The organism is Pseudomonas sp. LBUM1668, from assembly GCF_059695715.1.
Genome location: NZ_CP166787.1, coordinates 3,339,759 through 3,358,898, shown reverse-complemented (window position 1 = coordinate 3,358,898; position 19,140 = coordinate 3,339,759). Strand labels below are relative to the sequence as shown.

Genomic DNA, 19,140 nt, shown 5'->3' with positions numbered 1-19,140 from the left:
GCACTCATTTGATGGTTGAACGCGGCTTTGACTGAATGCCCTCTTTTTGTTGGCTGAACACGTCTCCTGTAGGAGCTGCCGAAGGCTGCGATCTTTTGATCTTGCTCTTAAAAATTAAAATCAAAAGATCGCAGCCTTCGGCAGCTCCTACAGGGGTTTGTGCAATCAGCGCCACCGCACCCGCCGCCGACTGGCGGTGCTTGTCAGGAAAATCCTACAGGAGTACAAATGTACTCCATGACAAACCTGACTCCCCGCCGTACCGCCATTCTGACTTTTATCCGCGAACGCATCGCCGAACACGGTCAGCCCCCAAGCCTCGCTGAAATCAGCGAGGCTTTTGGTTTTGCCTCGCGCAGCGTGGCGCGCAAGCATGTGCTGGCGCTCACTGAAGCTGGGTTTATCGAGGTCAACCCGCATCAGGCGCGGGGCATTCGCTTGCTTGGGCAACCGGCGCGACCGGAGTTGCTCGACATTCCCGTGCTCGGCCGGGTGGCCGCCGGTGCGCCGATTGGCGCCGATGCCGATCTCCATAGCCGTTTGCTGCTCGACCCGGCGCTGTTCTCCCGTACGCCCGACTACATGCTGCGGGTGCAGGGCGACTCGATGATCGAGGATGGCATTCTCGACGGCGATCTGGTCGGCGTGCGGCGCAATCCCGAGGCGCTCAACGGCCAGATCGTCGTGGCGCGGCTCGACGGTGAAGTCACCATCAAACGCTTTGAGCGCACGGGCGATGAGGTTCGCCTGCTGCCGCGCAACCCGGCCTACCAGCCGATTGTCGTGCGTGATGATCAGGATCTGGCTATTGAGGGAGTGTTCTGCGGCCTGGTGAGGCAAGGCTGATGGGCGCCGTCGTTGCGTTGGATACGCTGTTCAATGGCGGCCAGGTCTGGAAAGGCCGGCCTGCGCCACCGGCCGCGAGCCCGCAACCGACCGGGCATGCCGCACTGGATGCAGCGTTGCCCAGTGGTGGCTGGCCGGAAGCGGCGCTGAGCGAAATCCTCCTGGCCGGCCCCGGGGTCGGCGAACTGCAACTGGTCTGGCCGACACTGGCGCGGCTGTCGGCGGCGGGCGAGCGCATCGTGCTGGTGGCGCCGCCGTTCGTGCCATACCCGCAAGCGTGGGAAAACGCCGGGGTCGATCTGCGGCAGTTGTCGGTGATTCAGGCCAGTGAGCGCGATGCCTTGTGGGCGGCGGAACAATGCTTGCGTTCGGGCAGTTGTGGCGCGGTGCTGTGCTGGCCGCACAAGGCTGATGACCGCGCGTTACGGCGTTTGCAGGTGGCGGCGGAAACCGGCCAGACCCTGGCCTTTGCCTGGCGCTCGTTGAGCGAGGCGGTCAACCCGTCGCCGGCGGCGCTGCGCATTGCCATTGATGCCAAACCTGCCCAGTTGCGCGTGCTCAAGTGCCGTGGCGGGCTGGCACGCGCGACGCCTATTGCCTTTGCCGTGGGTCACTGAGGTCGTCATGCGCTGGGTGTGTATTCTGTTCCCGCAATTGGCCCTCGACGCTGTGCTGCGTCAGCGTCCCGAACCCGATGAACCGTTGGTGCTGCTCAGCGGCCCGGCCCAGCGCCGGGTGCTGCAAGCCGTTAATGGCGCGGCGCGCAAACTTGGCTTGCGTCCCGGCCAGTCCATGACCGCCGCGCAAGCCTTGAGCAAAGGCTTTGCCACCGCCGATTACGACGTCGCCGAGGTCGAGCACTGGCAGCAGTTTCTCGCCGCATGGGCCTATCGTTTCAGCTCACAGGTCAGCGTGCATTACCCGCGTACCGTGGTGTTCGAGATCGAATCGAGCCTGGGCCTGTTCGGTTCCTGGGCGCAGTTCGAAGTGCGGCTGCGCAAAGAGCTGACCGAGCTGGGTTTCCGTCATCGCATCGTCGCCGCGCCCAACCCGGTGGCGGCGCGAGTGCTGGCCAATGCTTATGACGGTTTGGTGGTGCCGGACGGTGAAGCCTTGCAGCATCACCTGGGGCAATTGCCCATCGACCGCGTCGGTCTGGAGCCGGGTGTGGCCACGGCATTGTCGCGCATGGGCCTGCGCAATCTCAGTCAGGTGCAGAGCCTGCCGCGTCAGGCGTTGGCGCGACGCTTCGAAGCGCAGATGCTCAAGCATCTCGACACCCTGTTTGGCGCACGTCCGCTGGCGCTGGCGTTTTATCTGCCGCCGGATCGTTTCGATGTGCGCATCGAACTCAATTTCGACGTGCAATCCCATCAGGCGCTTTTATTTCCTTTGCGACGTTTGACCGGCGATCTATCGGCGTTCCTGTGTGGGCGCGACAGCGGCGTGCAGCGTTTCGATCTGCATCTGGAACATGCCGGGTTGCCGGATACGCTGATCAAGGTCGGCCTGCTCAGCGCCGAGCGCGATCCGGCGATGCTCTTCGAACTGGCCCGTGGCCGACTGGAACAAGTGCAGGTCGAGGCCCCGGTGCGCGGCTTCCGGCTGCGCGCCGAAGATCTGCCGAGTTTCGTGCCGCAGTTTCAGGAGTTGTTCGACGACCGTCCGCAGCAGACCTTGCCCTGGGAGCAATTGCGCGAACGCCTGCGCGCACGGCTGGGCGACGACGCGGTGCAAGGCCTGCGTTTTCAGGCCGACCATCGTCCGGAGTGCGCGTGGCAAAACGCCGTCGACAAACAACGCTGCGCCGGTTTGCCGAGTGTCCAGCGACCGGGCTGGTTGCTGGGCGAGCCGCAGAGCGTAGCGCAGGGTTCGGCACGGATCCTCATGGGCCCTGAGCGTATCGAATCCGGCTGGTGGGACGGTGACGATGTGCGCCGCGATTACTACCTGATCCAGAACCGCGCCGGGCAGCAGGGCTGGGCTTATCGGGCGGTGGGCGAGGGCGGTCCGTTGTGGCTGCAGGGCTGGTTCGCATGAACAATGGCTACGCCGAACTGCACTGCCTGTCGAACTTCAGTTTCCAACGCGGTGCCTCGAGTGCGCTGGAGCTGTTCCAGCGGGCGAAAAAGCACGGCTATCAAGCGCTGGCGATCACCGATGAATGCACCTTGGCCGGGATCGTGCGTGCCTGGCAAGCGGCGAAATCCGTTGAGCTGCCGTTGATTATCGGCAGCGAAATCCGCATCGAAAACGGCCCGAAACTGGTGCTGCTGGTGGAGAACCTTGCCGGTTATCAGGCACTGTGCGGCTTGATCACCCGCGCCCGGCGGCGTACGCAAAAAGGCCAGTATCAGGTGCTGCGCGAGGACTTCAGCGAGCCGTTGCCGGGGTTGCTGACGCTTTGGGTGCCGGACAGCGTCGATGACGCGGAGCAGGGGCGTTGGCTGCGGCAAACCTTCGGCGAACGGCTGTGGCTGGCGGTGCAACTGCATCGCGGGCAGGACGATCAGCGGCGATTGGCGGCGTTGTTGAGCCTGGCCGCTGAGTTGGGGATTGCCGCGGTGGCCAGTGGCGATGTGCACATGCATGCCCGTGGCCGGCGTGCCTTGCAGGACACCATGACGGCGATTCGGCACCACGTGCCGGTGGCCGAAGCCGGATTGCGCCTGCACCCCAACGGCGAGCGGCATCTGCGCAGCGTCGAGGTGCAGCGGGAACTGTATCCGCCGGCGTTGCTGGATGAGTCAGTGGCGCTGGCTCGGCGTTGCACCTTCGATCTGAGTCAGTTGCGTTATCAATATCCCAAAGAGCTGGTGCCTGAAGGGCACAGCGCCAGTTCCTGGTTGCGCCATCTGACTGACGAAGGCATCGCCTGGCGCTGGCCGAAAGGTCCGCAAGCCAAAGTGCTCAAGCAGATCGACGATGAGTTGACGCTGATCGCCGAGCTCGGCTACGAAAGTTACTTCCTCACTGTGCATGACGTAGTGAACTTCGCCCGCGAACAGCACATCCTCTGTCAGGGCCGCGGTTCGGCGGCCAACTCGGCGGTGTGTTTTGCCTTGGGCATCACCGAAATTGATCCGGATCGCACCACGCTGTTGTTCGAACGCTTCATGTCGAAAGAGCGCAACGAGCCGCCGGACATCGACGTCGATTTCGAACACGAACGTCGCGAAGAAGTCCTGCAATACGTGTTTCGTCGTTATGGTCGCAACCGTGCGGCGTTGACGGCGGTGGTCAGCACGTATCACGCCGCCGGCGCGGTGCGCGATGTGGCCAAGGCCCTGGGCCTGCCGCCGGATCAGATCAACGCGCTGGCCGATTGCTGCGGCCATTGGAGCGATGAAACGCCGCCTCTTGCGCGTTTGCTCGAAGGCGGGTTCGACCCTGACAGTCCGGTGCTGCGCCGGGTGCTGAGCCTGACCGGGCAACTGATCGGTTTTCCCCGGCACCTGTCGCAACATCCCGGCGGTTTCGTGATTTCCGAACAGCCGCTCGACAGTCTGGTGCCGGTGGAAAATGCGGCGATGGCTGACCGCACGATCATCCAGTGGGACAAGGACGACCTCGATGCGGTCGGGTTGCTCAAGGTCGATATTCTTGCCCTCGGCATGCTCAGTGCGATTCGCCGCTGTTTCGATCTGCTGCGCCGTCATCGCCATCAAGACCTGACATTGGCGACGATCCCCCCAGAAGACAAACCGACCTACGAGATGATCAGCCGTGCCGACACCATCGGCGTGTTCCAGATCGAGTCCCGCGCGCAGATGTCGATGCTGCCACGCCTGAAACCGGCGAAGTTTTACGATCTGGTGATCGAAGTGGCCATCGTCCGGCCGGGGCCGATTCAGGGCGGCATGGTCCATCCGTATCTACGCCGCAGAAACAAGGAAGAGGCGGAAACCTATCCTTCGCCGGAACTGGAAGTGGTGCTCAAACGCACCCTCGGCGTGCCGCTGTTTCAGGAACAGGTGATGCAGATCGCCATCGTCGCCGCCGACTACAGCCCCGGCGAGGCCGATCAGTTGCGCCGCTCAATGGCCGCCTGGAAACGCCACGGCGGGCTTGAGCCACACAAGGAACGACTCGCTGCCGGCATGAAGAAAAACGGCTACACACCGGAGTTCGCCGCGCAGATTTTCGAGCAGATCAAAGGCTTCGGCAGTTACGGTTTTCCCGAGTCCCACGCCGCCAGTTTCGCCTTGCTGACCTACGCCAGTTGCTGGCTCAAGTGCCATGAACCGGCGGCGTTCGCCTGTGCGCTGATCAACAGTTGGCCGATGGGGTTCTATAGCCCTGACCAGATTCTGCAGGACGCGCGTCGGCATCAGTTGCAGATCCGTGCGGTGGATGTGCGCGCCAGTGACTGGGATTGCAGTCTGGAGCCGATCAGCGGCGCGCAACCGGCGATTCGCATGGGCCTGCGCATGATCAAGGGTTTTCGCGAGGACGACGCCCGGCGTATCGAAGCGGCGCGGGCACGCGGAGCATTTGCCGATGTCGCCGATCTGGGGGAGCGCGCCGAACTCGACAGTCGGGCGCAGGCGTTGCTGGCAGATTCCGGGGCGTTACGCGGTTTGGCCGGGCATCGGCATCGGGCGCGCTGGGAAGTGGCCGGGGTGCAGAAACAGCTTGGGTTGTTTGCCGGGTTGTCGAGTCAGGAAGATCCTGACGTGGTGCTGCCCAAACCCAGTGTCGGCGAGGACTTGCACGCGGATTACACAACGGTCGGCACCACGTTGGGACCACATCCGCTGGCACTGCTGCGCGATGAGTTGAAGGCGCGGCGCTGCCGCAGTTCGCAAGAGTTGCTCGATGTCGAGCATGGACGCCCGGTCAGCATTGCCGGATTGGTCACGGGCCGGCAACGTCCGGGCACCGCCAGCGGCGTGACATTCGTGACGCTGGAAGACGAGTTTGGCAACGTCAACGTGGTGGTCTGGCGCGACCTCGCCGAGCGTCAACGCCAGGTGCTGGTCGGCTCGCAACTGCTCAGGGTCGATGGCCGCTGGGAGCGCCAGGGCGAAGTGCGCCACCTGATCGCCGGACGCCTGAGTGACCTGAGCCCGCTGCTCAACGGCATCCGCGTACAGAGCCGCGATTTTCACTGATCAGCTTTATCCCAGCCTGCCATGAACCCTCTGTAGGAGTGAGCCTGCTCGCGATAGCGATCTATCAGTTAAAGAATATTCATCTGATAAGACGCCATCGCGAGCAGGCTCACTCCTACAGGGTTTTGTGTGATGCCCGCCAGCCGATTAATTGGCGTCAAAAAAACCTGTCGTGAATGATGGCACTTTGTCATAATGCCGCCCCTTTTCAGCTCCCCGCCGCGTTGCCGTGCCGGGACACACCGTTTTTCAAGAAGGAATACTCAGTGAGAATGATCTCCCGGATGTTGGTCTCAGGCGTTGCAATCGCCGTGCTCGGCACGCTGGCCAGCACCCTCGCCGGTTGCGCCACCGAAAGCTCCCGTGCGCTGCCGGTGGCCAAGGTTGAAAGCGCTTCTCAAGTCTGGACCGGCGTTCGTGTGCCGATGGCGGTGGGTAAGTTCGACAACCGTTCCAGCTACATGCGCGGGATCTTTTCCGATGGCGTTGACCGTCTCGGCGGTCAGGCCAAGACCATCCTGATCACGCACTTGCAGCAGACCAACCGTTTCTCCGTGCTGGATCGCGACAACATGGGCGAAATCCAGCAGGAAGCGGCGATCAAGGGCCAGGCCCAGCGTCTGAAAGGCGCCGATTACGTGGTCACCGGTGACGTCACCGAGTTCGGCCGCAAAGAGACTGGCGATCACCAGTTGTTCGGCATTCTCGGCCGTGGCAAGACCCAGGTCGCTTACGCCAAGGTCAACCTGAACATCGTCAACATCAGCACTTCGGAAGTGGTGTATTCGACCCAGGGCGCAGGCGAGTACGCCTTGTCCAACCGCGAAATCATCGGCTTCGGCGGCACCGCTGCCTACGACTCCACCCTCAACGGCAAAGTCCTGGATCTGGCCATGCGCGAGGCGATCAATCGTCTGGTGGATGGTATGAACGCCGGTGCCTGGAAACCGGGCAACTGATCGACGCCCATTGCAAGGAGCAACAACACATGAATTTGACTCTGTCGCGGTCGCTGCTGGCCTTGACCCTGGCCGCCAGCACCTTGCTGGCCGGTTGTGCCGGCCCGAAAACCCTGTACCAGTGGGAAGGCTACGAACCGCAGGTCTACGAATACTTCAAAAGCGAAACACCGAAAGAAGCCCAGGCCGAAGCGCTGGAAGCCGACCTGCAAAAAATCCGCTCCTCGGGTAAAGCCGTACCACCGGGTTACCACGCGCACTTGGGGCTGCTCTATCTGAGCATGGGCAAGGATGATCAGATGGTGCAGCAGTTCCGTACAGAAAAGACTCTGTTTCCCGAGTCCGGCACGTACATGGATTTTCTGCTTAAAAACGCCAAGACCGGAGACGCCAAATGATCCCGCGTGCAGTGAAACTGCTGGTCGGCGTGCTGGCACTGAGCGTGCTCGGTGGCTGCGTCAAGCCCAAGACCGTGGACTATTCGGCGTACAAGCAGGCACGGCCCAAGACCATTCTGGTATTGCCGCCGCTGAACACTTCACCTGACGTCAAAGCCTCCTACAGTCTGCTGTCGCAGGTAACGTTTCCACTGGCCGAGGCCGGTTACTACGTATTGCCGATCACTCTGGTTGACGAGACTTTTCGCCAGAACGGTTTGACCACGCCGGATGATATCCACCAGGCACCGGCCAACAAACTGCAGGAAATCTTCGGCGCCGACGCGGCGTTGTACATCACCGTGACCGAATACGGGACGCGTTACATGGTGATCAGCAGCGAAACCGCAGTTACTGCAACGGCGAAACTGGTTGATCTGAAAAGCGGCACCACGCTGTGGACCGGCTCGGCCCGTGCATCGAGCGAAGAGGGCGGCAACAACGGTGGCGGCGGCCTGATCGGCATGCTGATCACGGCGGCGGTGAAGCAGATCATCAACAGTTCCACCGATGCCGGTTTCCCGATTGCCGGCGTGGCCAGTAATCGCCTGCTGTCGGCCGGGCATCCGGCAGGTCTGTTGTACGGTCCGCGTTCGCCGAAGTACGGCACGGACTAAAAACGCAGATCAAAAGATCGCAGCCTTCGGCAGCCCCTACATTCGGAATGTATTTCCCTGTAGGAGCTGCCGAAGGCTGCGATCTTTTGCTTTCAGGGGCCAAAAGCGCTCGGCACCTCATCGACTCGTAATCAAGACCCTGCATCTTCAGGCCGAAGGCGATATTCTGCGCGACAGTTCATGCGCCACTGCTGCGTTGCCAGCACTGAAGGAGCTTTCGAATGACCGAGAAAAAACCGGAAACCACGGTCGACCGCGTCTACCAAGGGGTTTACGAGGCGATCAGCAAGCGCTCGCTACGTCCGGGGATGAAACTGGGCGAAGCCTCGCTGGCGGAGTTATTTAATGTCAGCCGCACGTCGGTTCGCGCCGCGCTCAAGCAGTTGGAGGCCGACGGACTGGTGACGACCGAGCCCAATAAAGGTGCGTCGGTGTCGTTGCCGAGCAATGAAGAGATCCGTTCGCTGTTTGAAACCCGGCGCTTGATCGAGATCGGCATCGTCACTGAACTGTGCCGCCGCAAGGACACCGCAGCGATGCAAGAGCTGCGTGAACACCTGCTGCTGGAGGAAGAGGCCCACGCGGCCGGGGACCATCCGCGGCTGATTCACTTGCTCGGCGAGTTCCACATCAAACTCGCGCGCAGCCTCAACAACCCGGTACTGCTCGACTGGTTCCAGAAGCTGATTTCCCGCGCCTCGCTGTACATTGCCGCGCTGGACGACGACAGCCATGAGGCCTGCCGCGACAACGAACACCTGCGCCTGATCGAATACATCGAGGCCGGCGATCAGAGCGCTGCCATCGAGTTGACCTGCACACACCTCAACGGCATCGAGAAGGCGATTCTCGACGTCGCCGCGAAGATGAAAACTGGCTACCATCCGCTCAAACACCTGATCGGCGTTTAATCCTGAGCCGGCCTTGAAATCGGCTATACCTCTAATGAAACCAATGAGTCAGACGATGCTCGAAACAGACGGGCGATCGCAGCGATTTGGCTTCGCGATCATTCGGGCAAACACACAGGACACCGAGTCACTCGATGCAGTTTTTATCCGATAGCCACGGTTGTGAAGGCTGGAAAGGCGAAATGGCCGGACGCATCTGCGCGTTCGACTGGAGCCATACCGAACTGGGTCCGCTCGATACCTGGCCCGCCAGTCTGTGCTGTGCCGTGCAGTTGATGCTCGCCTCGCCGTTGCCGATGGTCATGCTCTGGGGCCGCGCCGGTTACATGATCTACAACGATGCTTATTCGGAATTTGCCGGTGGCCGCCATCCCTACTTGCTCGGTGCGCCGGTGGAATTGGGTTGGCCGGAGGTCGCCGAGTTCAATCGGCATGTGGTCGACACTTGCCTGGCGGGTGGCACTTTGTCGTTTCGCAACAAAGAGCTGGTGTTGTTGCGCGACGGGGTTCCTGAAAACGTCTGGATGGATCTGTATTACAGCCCCGTGGCCAATGACGAAGGGCGTCCGTCCGGGGTGATGGCAATGGTGGTGGAAACCACCGAACTCGTGCGTTCCGAGCAATTGCGTCAAGCCGCCGAGGAAGCCTTCCGGGCCGACAACGAACGCGTACGCCTGGCGCTCAACGCCGGGGCTTTGCTCGGCTCGTTTGTCTGGGATGTGAAGAACAATGTGTTGTCGGCGGACGAGCGTTTTGCCCGCACATTTTCTTACCCGCCGGAACATGATCTGAGCAACCTGGCACAACACATTGCGCAATCGCGAATTCACCCCGATGACCGTGCCTGGGTTCAGGAAAATATTGACCATTGCGTAAAGACTGGCGCCCCGTACAACGTCGAATACCGCGTACTGCGCAGCGATGGCAGTTACCTTTGGGTGCTGGCCAGCGGCGGTTGCGAATTCGACGAGCACGGCGAAGCGCTGCGTTTCCCCGGGGTGTTGATCGACATTCATGAGCGCAAGAGCGCCGAAGAGTCCCTGCTCAAGTTCACCCGTAACCTCGAACAGCGCGTGGCCGATGAAGTCGAAGCGCGGCTCACTGCCGAAGAACAACTGCGCCAATCGCAAAAGCTCGAGTCCATTGGCGGACTTACCGGTGGCGTGGCCCATGACTTCAATAACCTGTTGCAGGTAATTGCCGGCAACCTGCACCTGCTGGCGCGGCATGAGCCGGATAACGCCAATGTGCAGCGGCGCGTCAGCGCTTCGCTGGCGGCGGTCGAGCGCGGGGCTAAGCTGTCTTCGCAACTGCTCGCGTTTGCCCGGCGTCAACCGCTGTCGCCGGCCGTGTGCAATCCGCAGCAGATCTTTGAAGGCGTCGGTGAGTTGCTGCAACGGGCGCTGGGCGAAACCATTCAGATCGATGTGCAATTGCCGCAAGAGCCGTGGCACATCAACGTCGACCGCAATCAACTGGAAAACGCCATTCTCAATTTGGCGATCAACGCTCGCGATGCCATGAAAGGCGAGGGCACGATTGTGCTGAGCGCCTTCAATACTTTTCTGGACAGCACGTTTTGCGCCGGCAAAGGCATCGTTCCCGGCGAATTCGTGCGGGTGGCGGTCAGCGATACCGGCGCCGGCATTCCCTCGCAGATTCTGGAGCAGGTGTTCGAACCGTTCTTCACCACCAAGGCCGACGGCCAGGGCACGGGGCTCGGTTTGAGCATGGTGTTCGGTTTCGTCAAACAGAGCGGCGGGCATGTCGAGATCGACAGCACGCTGGGCGAGGGTACGCGCGTGCAGCTGTACTTCCCGCGCAGTCTGCGGCCGATTCGCGAAGAATCACCGGCGACCGATGAACCGCTGGGCGGCGGTCACGAGACCGTTCTGGTGGTCGAGGACAACGACGCGGTGCGCGCCTCGGCAGTGGAACTGCTGCGCGAAGAGGGTTATCGCGTGCTGACTGCCGGCAATGGCGATGCGGCAATGCAAATGCTGCTGGACGGCGTTGAAGTCGACCTGATCTTCACCGACGTGGTCATGCCCGGGCTTATAAAAAGTTCCGACCTGTTCGCCTGGGCCAAGGTGCAGACGCCACCGGTGGCGGTGCTGTTCACCTCCGGCCATACCCGCGACATCATCTCGCGCAACCACCAGTTGAGCCCCGACACACATTTGCTCGGTAAACCCTATAGCCCGGAGTCGATGTTGCAGATGATTCGTTCGGTGCTCGGCGCTTGACCCCAATTCACCCCTTTCTTCATGGCGAGGAAGATCACCTGTGATGAGAAAGTCATCCGTGGCGAGGGGATTTATCCCCGATCGGCGGCGCAGCCGTCGCAAAACCTGAGCCTGCGGTATGTCTGGAAAAATGCCGGGGGAGCGCTTCGCACTCCGTCGGGGATAAATCCCCTCACCACAGGGTCTGCATAACTATCGACAGATAATCCAGACTCCTGAACAAGGCCCGCCAATGACTTCCAAACGCACCTCCAAAGCACCCGCCGGCATGGTCCGCGTGCGTGGCGCCCGTGAGCACAACCTGAAGAACGTCGACATCGACATCCCCCGCGATGCATTGGTGGTGTTCACCGGCGTGTCCGGGTCGGGCAAGTCGTCCCTGGCTTTTTCCACCTTGTATGCCGAGGCCCAGCGCCGCTACTTCGAATCGGTCGCGCCCTACGCGCGGCGGCTGATTGATCAGGTCGGGGTGCCGGATGTCGATTCCATCGAAGGCCTGCCGCCCGCCGTGGCCCTGCAACAGCAGCGGGGTACGCCGAGCACGCGTTCCTCGGTGGGCAGTGTCACTACGTTGTCGAGCCTGATCCGCATGCTCTATTCCCGCGCCGGCAGTTACCCGCCGGGGCAGGCGATGCTGTACGCCGAAGACTTTTCGCCGAACACGCCGCAGGGCGCCTGCCCTGATTGTCATGGCCTGGGGCGGGTCTATGAAGTCACCGAACAATTGATGGTGCCTGACCCAAGCCTGACCATCCGCCAGCGTGCCGTGGCGTCCTGGCCGCTGGCATGGCAGGGGCAGAACCTGCGCGACATCCTCGTGACGATGGGCATCGACGTCGACATCCCGTGGCGCAAATTGCCGAAAAAGCAGCGCGACTGGATTCTCTTCACCGAAGAAACCCCGACCGTGCCGGTGTACGCCGGGCTGACCCCGGAAGAGACCCGTGTCGCCCTCAAACGCAAGATGGAACCGAGTTATCAAGGCACCTTCACCGGCGCCCGCCGCTACATCCTGCACACCTTCACCCACTCGCAAAGTGCGCTGATGAAAAAGCGCGTGGCGCGGTTCATGCTCGGCAGTCCTTGCCCGTTGTGCGATGGCAAACGGCTGAAGCGCGAGGCGTTGGCGGTGACGTTTGCCGGGTACGACATCGGCGAGTTGTCACAGATGCCGCTGCTGCAAGTCGCCGAAGTTCTAAAACCGGTGGCGGCCGCCAGTTACCTCGAACACGCCGAGGAAACCGGCGAAACCCTCAGTCACGCGCAAACCCGCGAGGCCCGTCAACAACGCGTCGCAAAGGGGGGCAGTGGTCACGCCAGCGCGCCAGATGTGCGCCACACACCGAACCTGTCACTGGAAAAACGCCTGGCGGCGCAGCGCATTGCCGAGGATCTGCTGGAACGGGTCACCACGTTGACCGAACTGGGGCTGGGCTATCTGGCTCTGGAGCGCAGCACGCCGACCTTGTCGTCCGGAGAGTTGCAGCGCCTGCGACTGGCGACGCAATTGGGCTCGCAGTTGTTTGGCGTGATCTACGTGCTTGATGAGCCCTCCGCCGGTTTGCATCCGGCCGATGGTGAGGCGTTGTTCGAAGCGTTGCAGCGCTTGAAGGCCGATGGCAACACGCTGTTTGTGGTTGAGCATGATCTGGAAACCATGCGCCGCGCTGACTGGTTGATTGACGTCGGGCCGGCGGCGGGTGAGAAGGGCGGTCAGGTGTTGTACAGCGGCCCACCTGCGGGGCTGGCCGACGTCGAACAATCGCAGACCCGCGCTTATCTGTTCGCCGAAGCGCCACGCCAGACGCGTGCCGCGCGCAAGCCGACGGCGTGGCTGAAGCTGGAGGGCATCACCCGCAATAACCTCAACAACCTCAGCGCCGAGTTTCCTTTGGGCTGCTTCACGTCGGTGACCGGTGTCTCCGGTTCCGGCAAGTCGAGTCTGGTCAGTCAGGCGTTGCTGGAACTGGTCGGTGCACAACTGGGACGGCCAAGCACTGAGGCTGAGGCTGAAGAGCTGAGCCTTGAAGACGACGCGCCGCAAGTCAGCAGCGGCCAGATCACGGCCGGGCTGGAGTCGATCAAGCGCCTGGTGCAGGTCGATCAGAAACCCATCGGCCGTACGCCACGCTCCAATCTGGCGACCTACACCGGGCTGTTCGACAACGTGCGCAAGCTGTTTGCCGCCACTCCCCAGGCGCGAGCGGCGGGCTATGACGCCGGGCAGTTTTCCTTCAACGTTGCCAAGGGCCGTTGCGCGACGTGCGAAGGCGAGGGGTTTGTCAGCGTTGAGTTGCTGTTTATGCCCAGCGTGTATGCGCCGTGCCCGACCTGTCATGGCGCGCGCTACAACCCACAGACGCTGGCGGTTTTGTGGGAGGGTTTGAGCATCGCTCAGGTGCTGCAATTGACGGTCGATGAGGCGGTGGAAGTTTTTGTCGGGCAGCCGGGGATTCGCCGTTCGCTGGAGGTTCTGCGCGATATCGGCCTTGGTTATTTGCGACTGGGTCAACCGGCCACGGAGCTGTCGGGCGGTGAGGCGCAGCGGATCAAACTGGCCACCGAGTTGCAGCGCAATCAGCGCGGCGCGACGTTGTATGTGCTGGATGAACCGACCACCGGCCTGCACCCGCGGGATGTCGACCGACTGTTGGAACAACTGGATACGCTGGTGACAGCAGGGCACACGGTCATCGTGGTCGAGCACGAAATGCGCGTGGTCGCGCAAAGCGACTGGGTGATCGACATCGGCCCGGGGGCAGGGGATGAGGGCGGCAAGATTGTCGTGGCGGGCACGCCGCAGAAAGTTGCCGCCAGTAAAAAGAGCCGGACGGCGCCGTTTCTGGCCCGCGCCTTGAGCCGTTAACAGCGAGTTCCAAGGCGCGATGTTTTGAACGTTGGCGCGATGGCGGCTTCGAATCTGCAAGGCCCGACTGGTTTCAGTCGCGCTGGCGATGACTAATGAGGTGCTTATGAACGAGCAATCGACACAGCAGCACAATCAATCCGGGGAAGCGATCAATCGCAATGACCCGGCGATCGACCCGCAAGTACCGGGGCAATCGGCGCCGACGCAGCCTGCGCAGCAGCAGGGCGATACAGGCCAGACGCAAAGTGCTGACCCGGCAGTGGATCAGAAGAACCAGAACACCGATAACGACAACGAGTTCAGCCCCGGTTTCGAACCTGAGCCGGACCGGGCGAAGCCGGGGGAGGAGACGGATGCGGATATTGATACTGATGGGGGTTGATCGAGGTTGAAAACGACGAGGCCGCATCCATTGGATGCGGCCTCTTTTTGACTGCCCGATACTTACTTGCTTGGGTGTTTGGCCTGCAGCTCTTTCGCCGCTGTCAGATGTTTTTCCAGTCCTGGCAGCATTTTCTGGGCAAAGGCTTTCAGTTCAGTTGCACCCTTGACCTTGTCATCCGTCACGGTATTGGCTTGTTTCTTGAACAGCTCAATGGTGTCTTCGTGAGCCTTCACCTGGTTGTTGGCGTAGGCGGCATCGAAAGATTCGTCACGTACTTCAAGGATTTTCTCTTTGGCCTGTTTGACCAGCGTGGTGGTGTCCGGCACCTCGATATCGTGAGCCTTGGCAATCGTCGCCAGTTCGTCATTGGCCTTGCTGTGATCGGTGATCATCATTTCGGCGAATTTCTTGATATCGGCCGATTGGCTTTTTTCCAGCGCCAGGCGACTGGTTTCGATTTCGGCGATGCCACCGGCAGCGGCATTGTCGACGAAGTCATTGTCGGTGGCAGCGAACGCGCTGCCCATGCTGGCACTCAGGGCAACGGCCAGAGCAATGTGACGCAGGTTGAATCCGTCCATTTGGTGTATCTCCACGCAGGTTTTTGTGAGCGTTATTCAATGGAGCAAGTGCACCGACGAAAGGTTTTATCGCATTTGCGACAGGGCGACGAACGGCCACCGCTGGTCTGACAGGGTGTCGACAGAACGCCCCGACCGAGGCCATTCTGATGACTGGCCAGCGCAATCGGTCGCGTTGGTCGCCGATCAACTCACGGAGGTGTTCCATGCCGGTTCCCCATGACCTGTTTCAGGACTTGAGCTGCACGAAGGAAGAGATCCAGCAAAAACGCACCCAGGATCCGCGACTGGATTCACTGATCAACAAGTATTCCCAGGCTGATGCCGACGTGGTCAAGGCCGAAACGGCCACTTCGGACGCTCCCAGCGACGACGCATTGAAAAAACTCAAAGAGAAGCGTCTGAAGGTCAAGGACGAGATCGTCAGCCATTTGCAGGCACCGTCCTGATCCTCTAATTGTCCGCCGACCTACGGTTGCGGATTGACGGGAACGACAGCCCCTACCGGCACCTCGAATGTTCAGAGTCCGAATTCATCGACTCCTTGCGAGGTGCCCCATGAGCGATCCCAAATTCCCGAGTGAAGAGCAGGGCGCATTCGACCCGGTGCCGACGCATCCCGAGCCGAACAGCCCGGCGCATACCACGGCCAATCCGGATGAGCCTGTTGAGGACCTTCCTGAAGACGAAGACCCCGAAAAGTTCGACAAGTCTTCCAACTGACAGACCACTATCGCTGGCAAGCCAGCTCCCAAAGGGGTTCATGTAGTTCACAGATTATGTGCACGACCCATTACTTGTGGGAGCTGGCTTGCCAGCGATGGCGTCTGTCAATTCAACACAAAACCGACAGACTCACTTCAGCGCATCAGCCAACGGCAACCGCGCCATATGCATGGCCTTCAAAGACCCGAAATACACCCAGTCCCCATACTCACGCACCGTGGTGATCGGTGAATAATTCCCCTCGCTCGCATCCTGCAGATTGGCAATCACCTTGCCCTGCAAATCCAGACCCAACACAAACCCGCGCTTCTCCACGGGTTTGGGCAACACGCTCAGCGCCCGCACAACCATCTTGCGCACGAATGGATGCCCGGCCGTGCCATCGAGCAAGGCATTGCGCGGGGCATACAGCGCAACCCAGAACCGGTCGCGGCCATTGAATGACAGGTTGTCCGGCAGCCCCGGCAAGTTGTCGATAAACAGGTCATGGGTGCCCGCCTGGGGGCCCTTCAGCCAGAAGCGGCTGATGCGATAGGCGCCGGTTTCATTGACCAGCACATAAGCGTCATCGGGGCCGAGGGTCACGCCGTTGGCGAACTGCAATTTATCGAGCAGGATGCTGGTCTTGCCGGTCTGGAAGTCATAGCGCAGCAAACGTCCGTCACCGCCGTGCTCAATGATCGCCTCGCCATCATGGCCGTAGCCCCAACGGCTGGAAGCATCGCTGAAGTAGGCGTAATGGCCGGATTTGTCGATCGCCACGTCATCAGTGAAACCGAAGGCCACACCATTAGCCTCTTTGGTCAAGGCCGTCACTTGGCCCTGTGCATCGAGAGACAGCAAACCCTTGATCCCGTCGGCGATCACCAGCAGCCCGTTGGGATGCCGCGCAAGCCCCAGCGGCCGGCCACCGGTGTCGGCCAGTACTTTGCGTTCTTTGCCATCCAGACTGCTGCGGATCAGCCGACCGTCATGCAGACCGGTGATCAGGAACTCCCCTTCCAGCAGCAGCGCTTCCGGCCCTTCGATGTCACTGGGGCCGACCTGCACCGCACCTTTGAGGCGCTGGTTATCGGCGTAGATCCCTTCGCTCAACGAGGGCGCCGCCTGCGGTGTCCAGGCGACCGGCTCGACCTTGGTAGGCATCAGCAGCAGAAACGCGATGACGACGACAATCAGCAGCAACAAAACCTGCCGCCACCTCATGCGCTGGCCCTCGCTGAAGCCAGATACTGCGCAGCCATGTCACGCAGCGCGAGCATGGATGCGGCGGACTCACGGTCAATGCGCCGCTTGAGCAGCAATCGATTGGCGATACGCATGCCCAAACCGCCGAAACGATAATCCAGCGTGCGCACAAACCGCGTGCCGTCACCTTCGGCGCAGCATTCGTAAGTCAACTCCAGCGACAACCCGTGATCACCCAGGGCCCGCGCGCACCAGCGTCGCCCGGGCAGGTATTCGGTGACCGCCCAGCTCAGATGACCTGCGCGGCCGCCGGCATGAATGTCTTCTTCAAAACGCGCACCTGCATGCAGTGGACCGGATGGGCCGTCGATCTTCAGCGATGACGGATGCCACTCGGGCCAGCGGCCGACGCTGGCTGCGTAGGCGAGTACGGCAATCGGCTCGCCAGCGATATCGATCTGGTGCTGCATGCGGGTCATGGGCATTCTCGAATAGCTCAAAGGGGTGGCTTGCGGCTCCCAGTAAAGGGTGCCGAACAGGTAGTCCATCAGCGGCAGAACAATATTGAAATTGCGCTCTTGCATGCGCTCGCGGCGGTGATGCAGCTCGTGCAAACGGCGCATCTGACGGATCCACGGCAGCCGCGTCAGCGGGTTGTGCGGTGGCAGGTGCTCGGCGGCATGAAACACCTCATAGGTCAGATAACCCAGCACCATGCTGCCAGCGAACAGCCCGGCGACGTTGGCGTTGAACTGCGCGAACAGCCACCACAGCGGCAGCGTAATCACCAGCGTATGAATAACGATCAGCCACGCCGGAAACAGAATCACCCGCCAGTCGCGAGCGCTGTCGTAAGTCATATGGCCGGGCGTGAAGAAGCTGTGATGGTCGCCCGCATGCCGGGCGTAGAACATTTTGGCGAAGGTTTTTTTGTGATGGCCGAGATGGCGATGGACCATGTACACGCCAAAGTTGAAAAACAGCAGGGTCAGCGGCACGCTCAGCCATTCCAGCCAGCTCACCTGATGCACGCTGCTCCAGAACGCGCCAATGGCCAGCACCCCGAACAACAGCACGAAGGCGCCGTGCAGCCACGGGTTGTAGAGCGGATGAATCGCCGCGCGATAGCGGCTGCGGAATGCCTCGGTGGTCTGCCTCACTGCGTTCACCTGCGGGTATTTTGTTGTACCCGGCAGATTAGCCGATCCGGCCATTTGTGCAGCCCGGACCTTGAGGCCACATGCGCCATGATCCGGTGTAAAGCGCTCGCCCGCGTACTTGCGTCAGCTCAGCGGGTTCCAGCGTTGCGACCAGTCGTCATCGGTGCGAATCACTTCACGCAGCAGATTGAAGGCTTGCTGCAATGTCGCCGAGTCGCGATCACGCGAGTACACCAGATAAGTTGGATAGCCGAATTCCGGGGCCTTGGTCACGGTTTCCAGTGCGCCGCTTTCCAGATAGGTGCGCACAACGCGAGTGCGGAAGTAGCCGCTGCCGCCGTTTTCGAGGATGTATTGCAGGGCGAGTGGGCCGAGGTTGAAGCTCAGCGCGGCTTTGGCTTTTTCCGGCAGGGCAGCGTCGTGCTGGCGGCGGAAGTCCGGGCCCCAGTCGATATAAACGTAGGGATCCGGGCGATCAGGCGCGCGCACCAGAATCAGTTTTTCCTCCAGCACCTGCTCGACCTGCAACCCCGGCCAGTATTCCGGTTGATAGACCAGCGCCGCGTCGAGCACGCCGAGTTCTAGCTGGCGCAGCAGGTTTTCACCGTCGCGGATTTCCATGCGCAGGGCATGCCCGGGAATCTTCTCGCGCAGCTCGGCCGCCCAACTGAGCATCAGCGGGTTGCACAGGCTGACTTCGCCGCCGATGTGCAGCACGTTGTGATAGCCCTCAGGCAGCGGCAGGTCGCGTCGCGCCGCTTCCCAGGTCTGCACCAGCTGATTGGCGTAGACCACGAAGGCCTCGCCATTGGGCGTCAATTTCGCCCCGGCGCGATTGCGCACGAACAGCGTACTGCCCAACTGGCTTTCGAGTTTCTGCACCCGGGCGGTGATCGCCGTTTGGGTGACGAACAGCTTCTGCGCCGCTGCCGCGAGACTGCCGTGACGGACGATTTCCAGAAAGGTGCGAGCGAGGTCGATGTCCATGGGCGGGCCGGTGTTTGAGGTGGGGGCATTGTAAGTGCAGGGCCGATACCACGTCATCGTACATCGCGGCCGTACGCAAGATCTGTGCTCGACACAAAACCCTGTAGGAGCTGT

Annotated in this window: 18 protein-coding genes; 13 read left to right on the top strand and 5 right to left on the bottom strand. The window is 61.3% G+C overall.

What is annotated here, in order from left to right; genetic code table 11:
• Positions 1-4: 4 nt before the first annotated feature.
• Positions 5-175: a hypothetical protein gene (locus tag ACA061_RS14985; RefSeq protein WP_210552882.1), complete on the bottom strand. Its 171-nt coding sequence runs from the start codon at positions 173-175 to the stop codon at positions 5-7.
• A 53-nt stretch (positions 176-228) separates the two neighbouring features.
• Here ACA061_RS14985 and lexA point away from each other — a divergent pair, with 53 nt between their 5' ends.
• The 11 genes from lexA (at position 229) to ACA061_RS14930 (ending at position 14,381) form a co-directional block, all read left to right on the top strand.
• Complete coding sequence (gene lexA, locus ACA061_RS14980) at positions 229-846, top strand: transcriptional repressor LexA (protein ID WP_047301573.1); 618 nt, start codon at positions 229-231, stop codon at positions 844-846.
• A complete protein-coding gene (imuA, locus tag ACA061_RS14975) occupies positions 846-1,463 on the top strand; it encodes a translesion DNA synthesis-associated protein ImuA (protein ID WP_497299504.1) in 618 nt (205 codons plus the stop codon). The genes lexA and imuA overlap by 1 nt, the downstream gene beginning before the upstream one ends.
• 7 nt (positions 1,464-1,470) lie before the next feature.
• The gene (locus ACA061_RS14970; protein WP_150602492.1) at positions 1,471-2,886 is read left to right on the top strand and encodes a Y-family DNA polymerase; all 1,416 of its coding nucleotides are present in this window, start codon (positions 1,471-1,473) and stop codon (positions 2,884-2,886) included.
• Positions 2,883-5,960 (top strand): error-prone DNA polymerase, encoded by a 3,078-nt coding sequence (locus ACA061_RS14965; RefSeq protein ID WP_497299503.1) that lies wholly within the window; start codon positions 2,883-2,885, stop codon positions 5,958-5,960. The genes ACA061_RS14970 and ACA061_RS14965 overlap by 4 nt, the downstream gene beginning before the upstream one ends.
• A gap of 272 nt (positions 5,961-6,232) precedes the next feature.
• Complete coding sequence (locus ACA061_RS14960; protein ID WP_191626419.1) at positions 6,233-6,919, top strand: CsgG/HfaB family protein; 687 nt, start codon at positions 6,233-6,235, stop codon at positions 6,917-6,919.
• Between the two features lie 29 nt (positions 6,920-6,948).
• A complete protein-coding gene (locus ACA061_RS14955; RefSeq protein ID WP_150615432.1) occupies positions 6,949-7,317 on the top strand; it encodes a DUF4810 domain-containing protein in 369 nt (122 codons plus the stop codon).
• The gene (locus ACA061_RS14950; RefSeq protein ID WP_042559434.1) at positions 7,314-7,973 is read left to right on the top strand and encodes a DUF799 domain-containing protein; all 660 of its coding nucleotides are present in this window, start codon (positions 7,314-7,316) and stop codon (positions 7,971-7,973) included. The genes ACA061_RS14955 and ACA061_RS14950 overlap by 4 nt, the downstream gene beginning before the upstream one ends.
• A 221-nt stretch (positions 7,974-8,194) precedes the next feature.
• Entirely contained in the window at positions 8,195-8,884 is a 690-nt protein-coding gene (locus tag ACA061_RS14945) for a GntR family transcriptional regulator (RefSeq protein ID WP_042559433.1), read from the top strand.
• Positions 8,885-9,018: 134 nt separating this feature from the next.
• Complete coding sequence (locus ACA061_RS14940; protein ID WP_497299502.1) at positions 9,019-11,130, top strand: hybrid sensor histidine kinase/response regulator; 2,112 nt, start codon at positions 9,019-9,021, stop codon at positions 11,128-11,130.
• A 232-nt stretch (positions 11,131-11,362) separates the two neighbouring features.
• On the top strand, positions 11,363-13,996 hold the full coding sequence (locus ACA061_RS14935) for an excinuclease ABC subunit UvrA (RefSeq protein WP_497299501.1): 2,634 nt from the start codon (positions 11,363-11,365) through the stop codon (positions 13,994-13,996).
• 106 nt (positions 13,997-14,102) lie between these two features.
• Positions 14,103-14,381, top strand: coding sequence for a hypothetical protein (locus ACA061_RS14930; RefSeq protein ID WP_150602480.1), 279 nt, complete (start codon positions 14,103-14,105; stop codon positions 14,379-14,381).
• Positions 14,382-14,443: 62 nt separating this feature from the next.
• Here the strand turns inward: ACA061_RS14930 and ACA061_RS14925 are convergent, their stop codons facing one another.
• Positions 14,444-14,965: a DUF4142 domain-containing protein gene (locus tag ACA061_RS14925; RefSeq protein ID WP_497299500.1), complete on the bottom strand. Its 522-nt coding sequence runs from the start codon at positions 14,963-14,965 to the stop codon at positions 14,444-14,446.
• Positions 14,966-15,171: 206 nt separating this feature from the next.
• Here ACA061_RS14925 and ACA061_RS14920 point away from each other — a divergent pair, with 206 nt between their 5' ends.
• Both ACA061_RS14920 and ACA061_RS14915 read left to right on the top strand, forming a co-directional pair.
• Positions 15,172-15,414, top strand: a complete 243-nt coding sequence (locus ACA061_RS14920; protein WP_042559423.1) for a DUF465 domain-containing protein — start codon at positions 15,172-15,174, stop codon at positions 15,412-15,414.
• 109 nt (positions 15,415-15,523) lie between these two features.
• Positions 15,524-15,688, top strand: coding sequence for a hypothetical protein (locus tag ACA061_RS14915; protein WP_191626417.1), 165 nt, complete (start codon positions 15,524-15,526; stop codon positions 15,686-15,688).
• A 132-nt stretch (positions 15,689-15,820) separates the two neighbouring features.
• On the opposite strand, the gene ACA061_RS14910 is transcribed toward ACA061_RS14915, so the two are convergent.
• From ACA061_RS14910 to ACA061_RS14900, 3 genes are all read right to left on the bottom strand, one after another.
• Entirely contained in the window at positions 15,821-16,897 is a 1,077-nt protein-coding gene (locus tag ACA061_RS14910) for an SMP-30/gluconolactonase/LRE family protein (protein ID WP_497299499.1), read from the bottom strand.
• Complete coding sequence (locus tag ACA061_RS14905) at positions 16,894-18,039, bottom strand: sterol desaturase/SRPBCC family protein (protein ID WP_210552876.1); 1,146 nt, start codon at positions 18,037-18,039, stop codon at positions 16,894-16,896. The genes ACA061_RS14910 and ACA061_RS14905 overlap by 4 nt, the downstream gene beginning before the upstream one ends.
• Before the next feature lie 123 nt (positions 18,040-18,162).
• Positions 18,163-19,026, bottom strand: a complete 864-nt coding sequence (locus tag ACA061_RS14900; RefSeq protein ID WP_042559420.1) for a LysR family transcriptional regulator — start codon at positions 19,024-19,026, stop codon at positions 18,163-18,165.
• Positions 19,027-19,140: the final 114 nt, after the last annotated feature.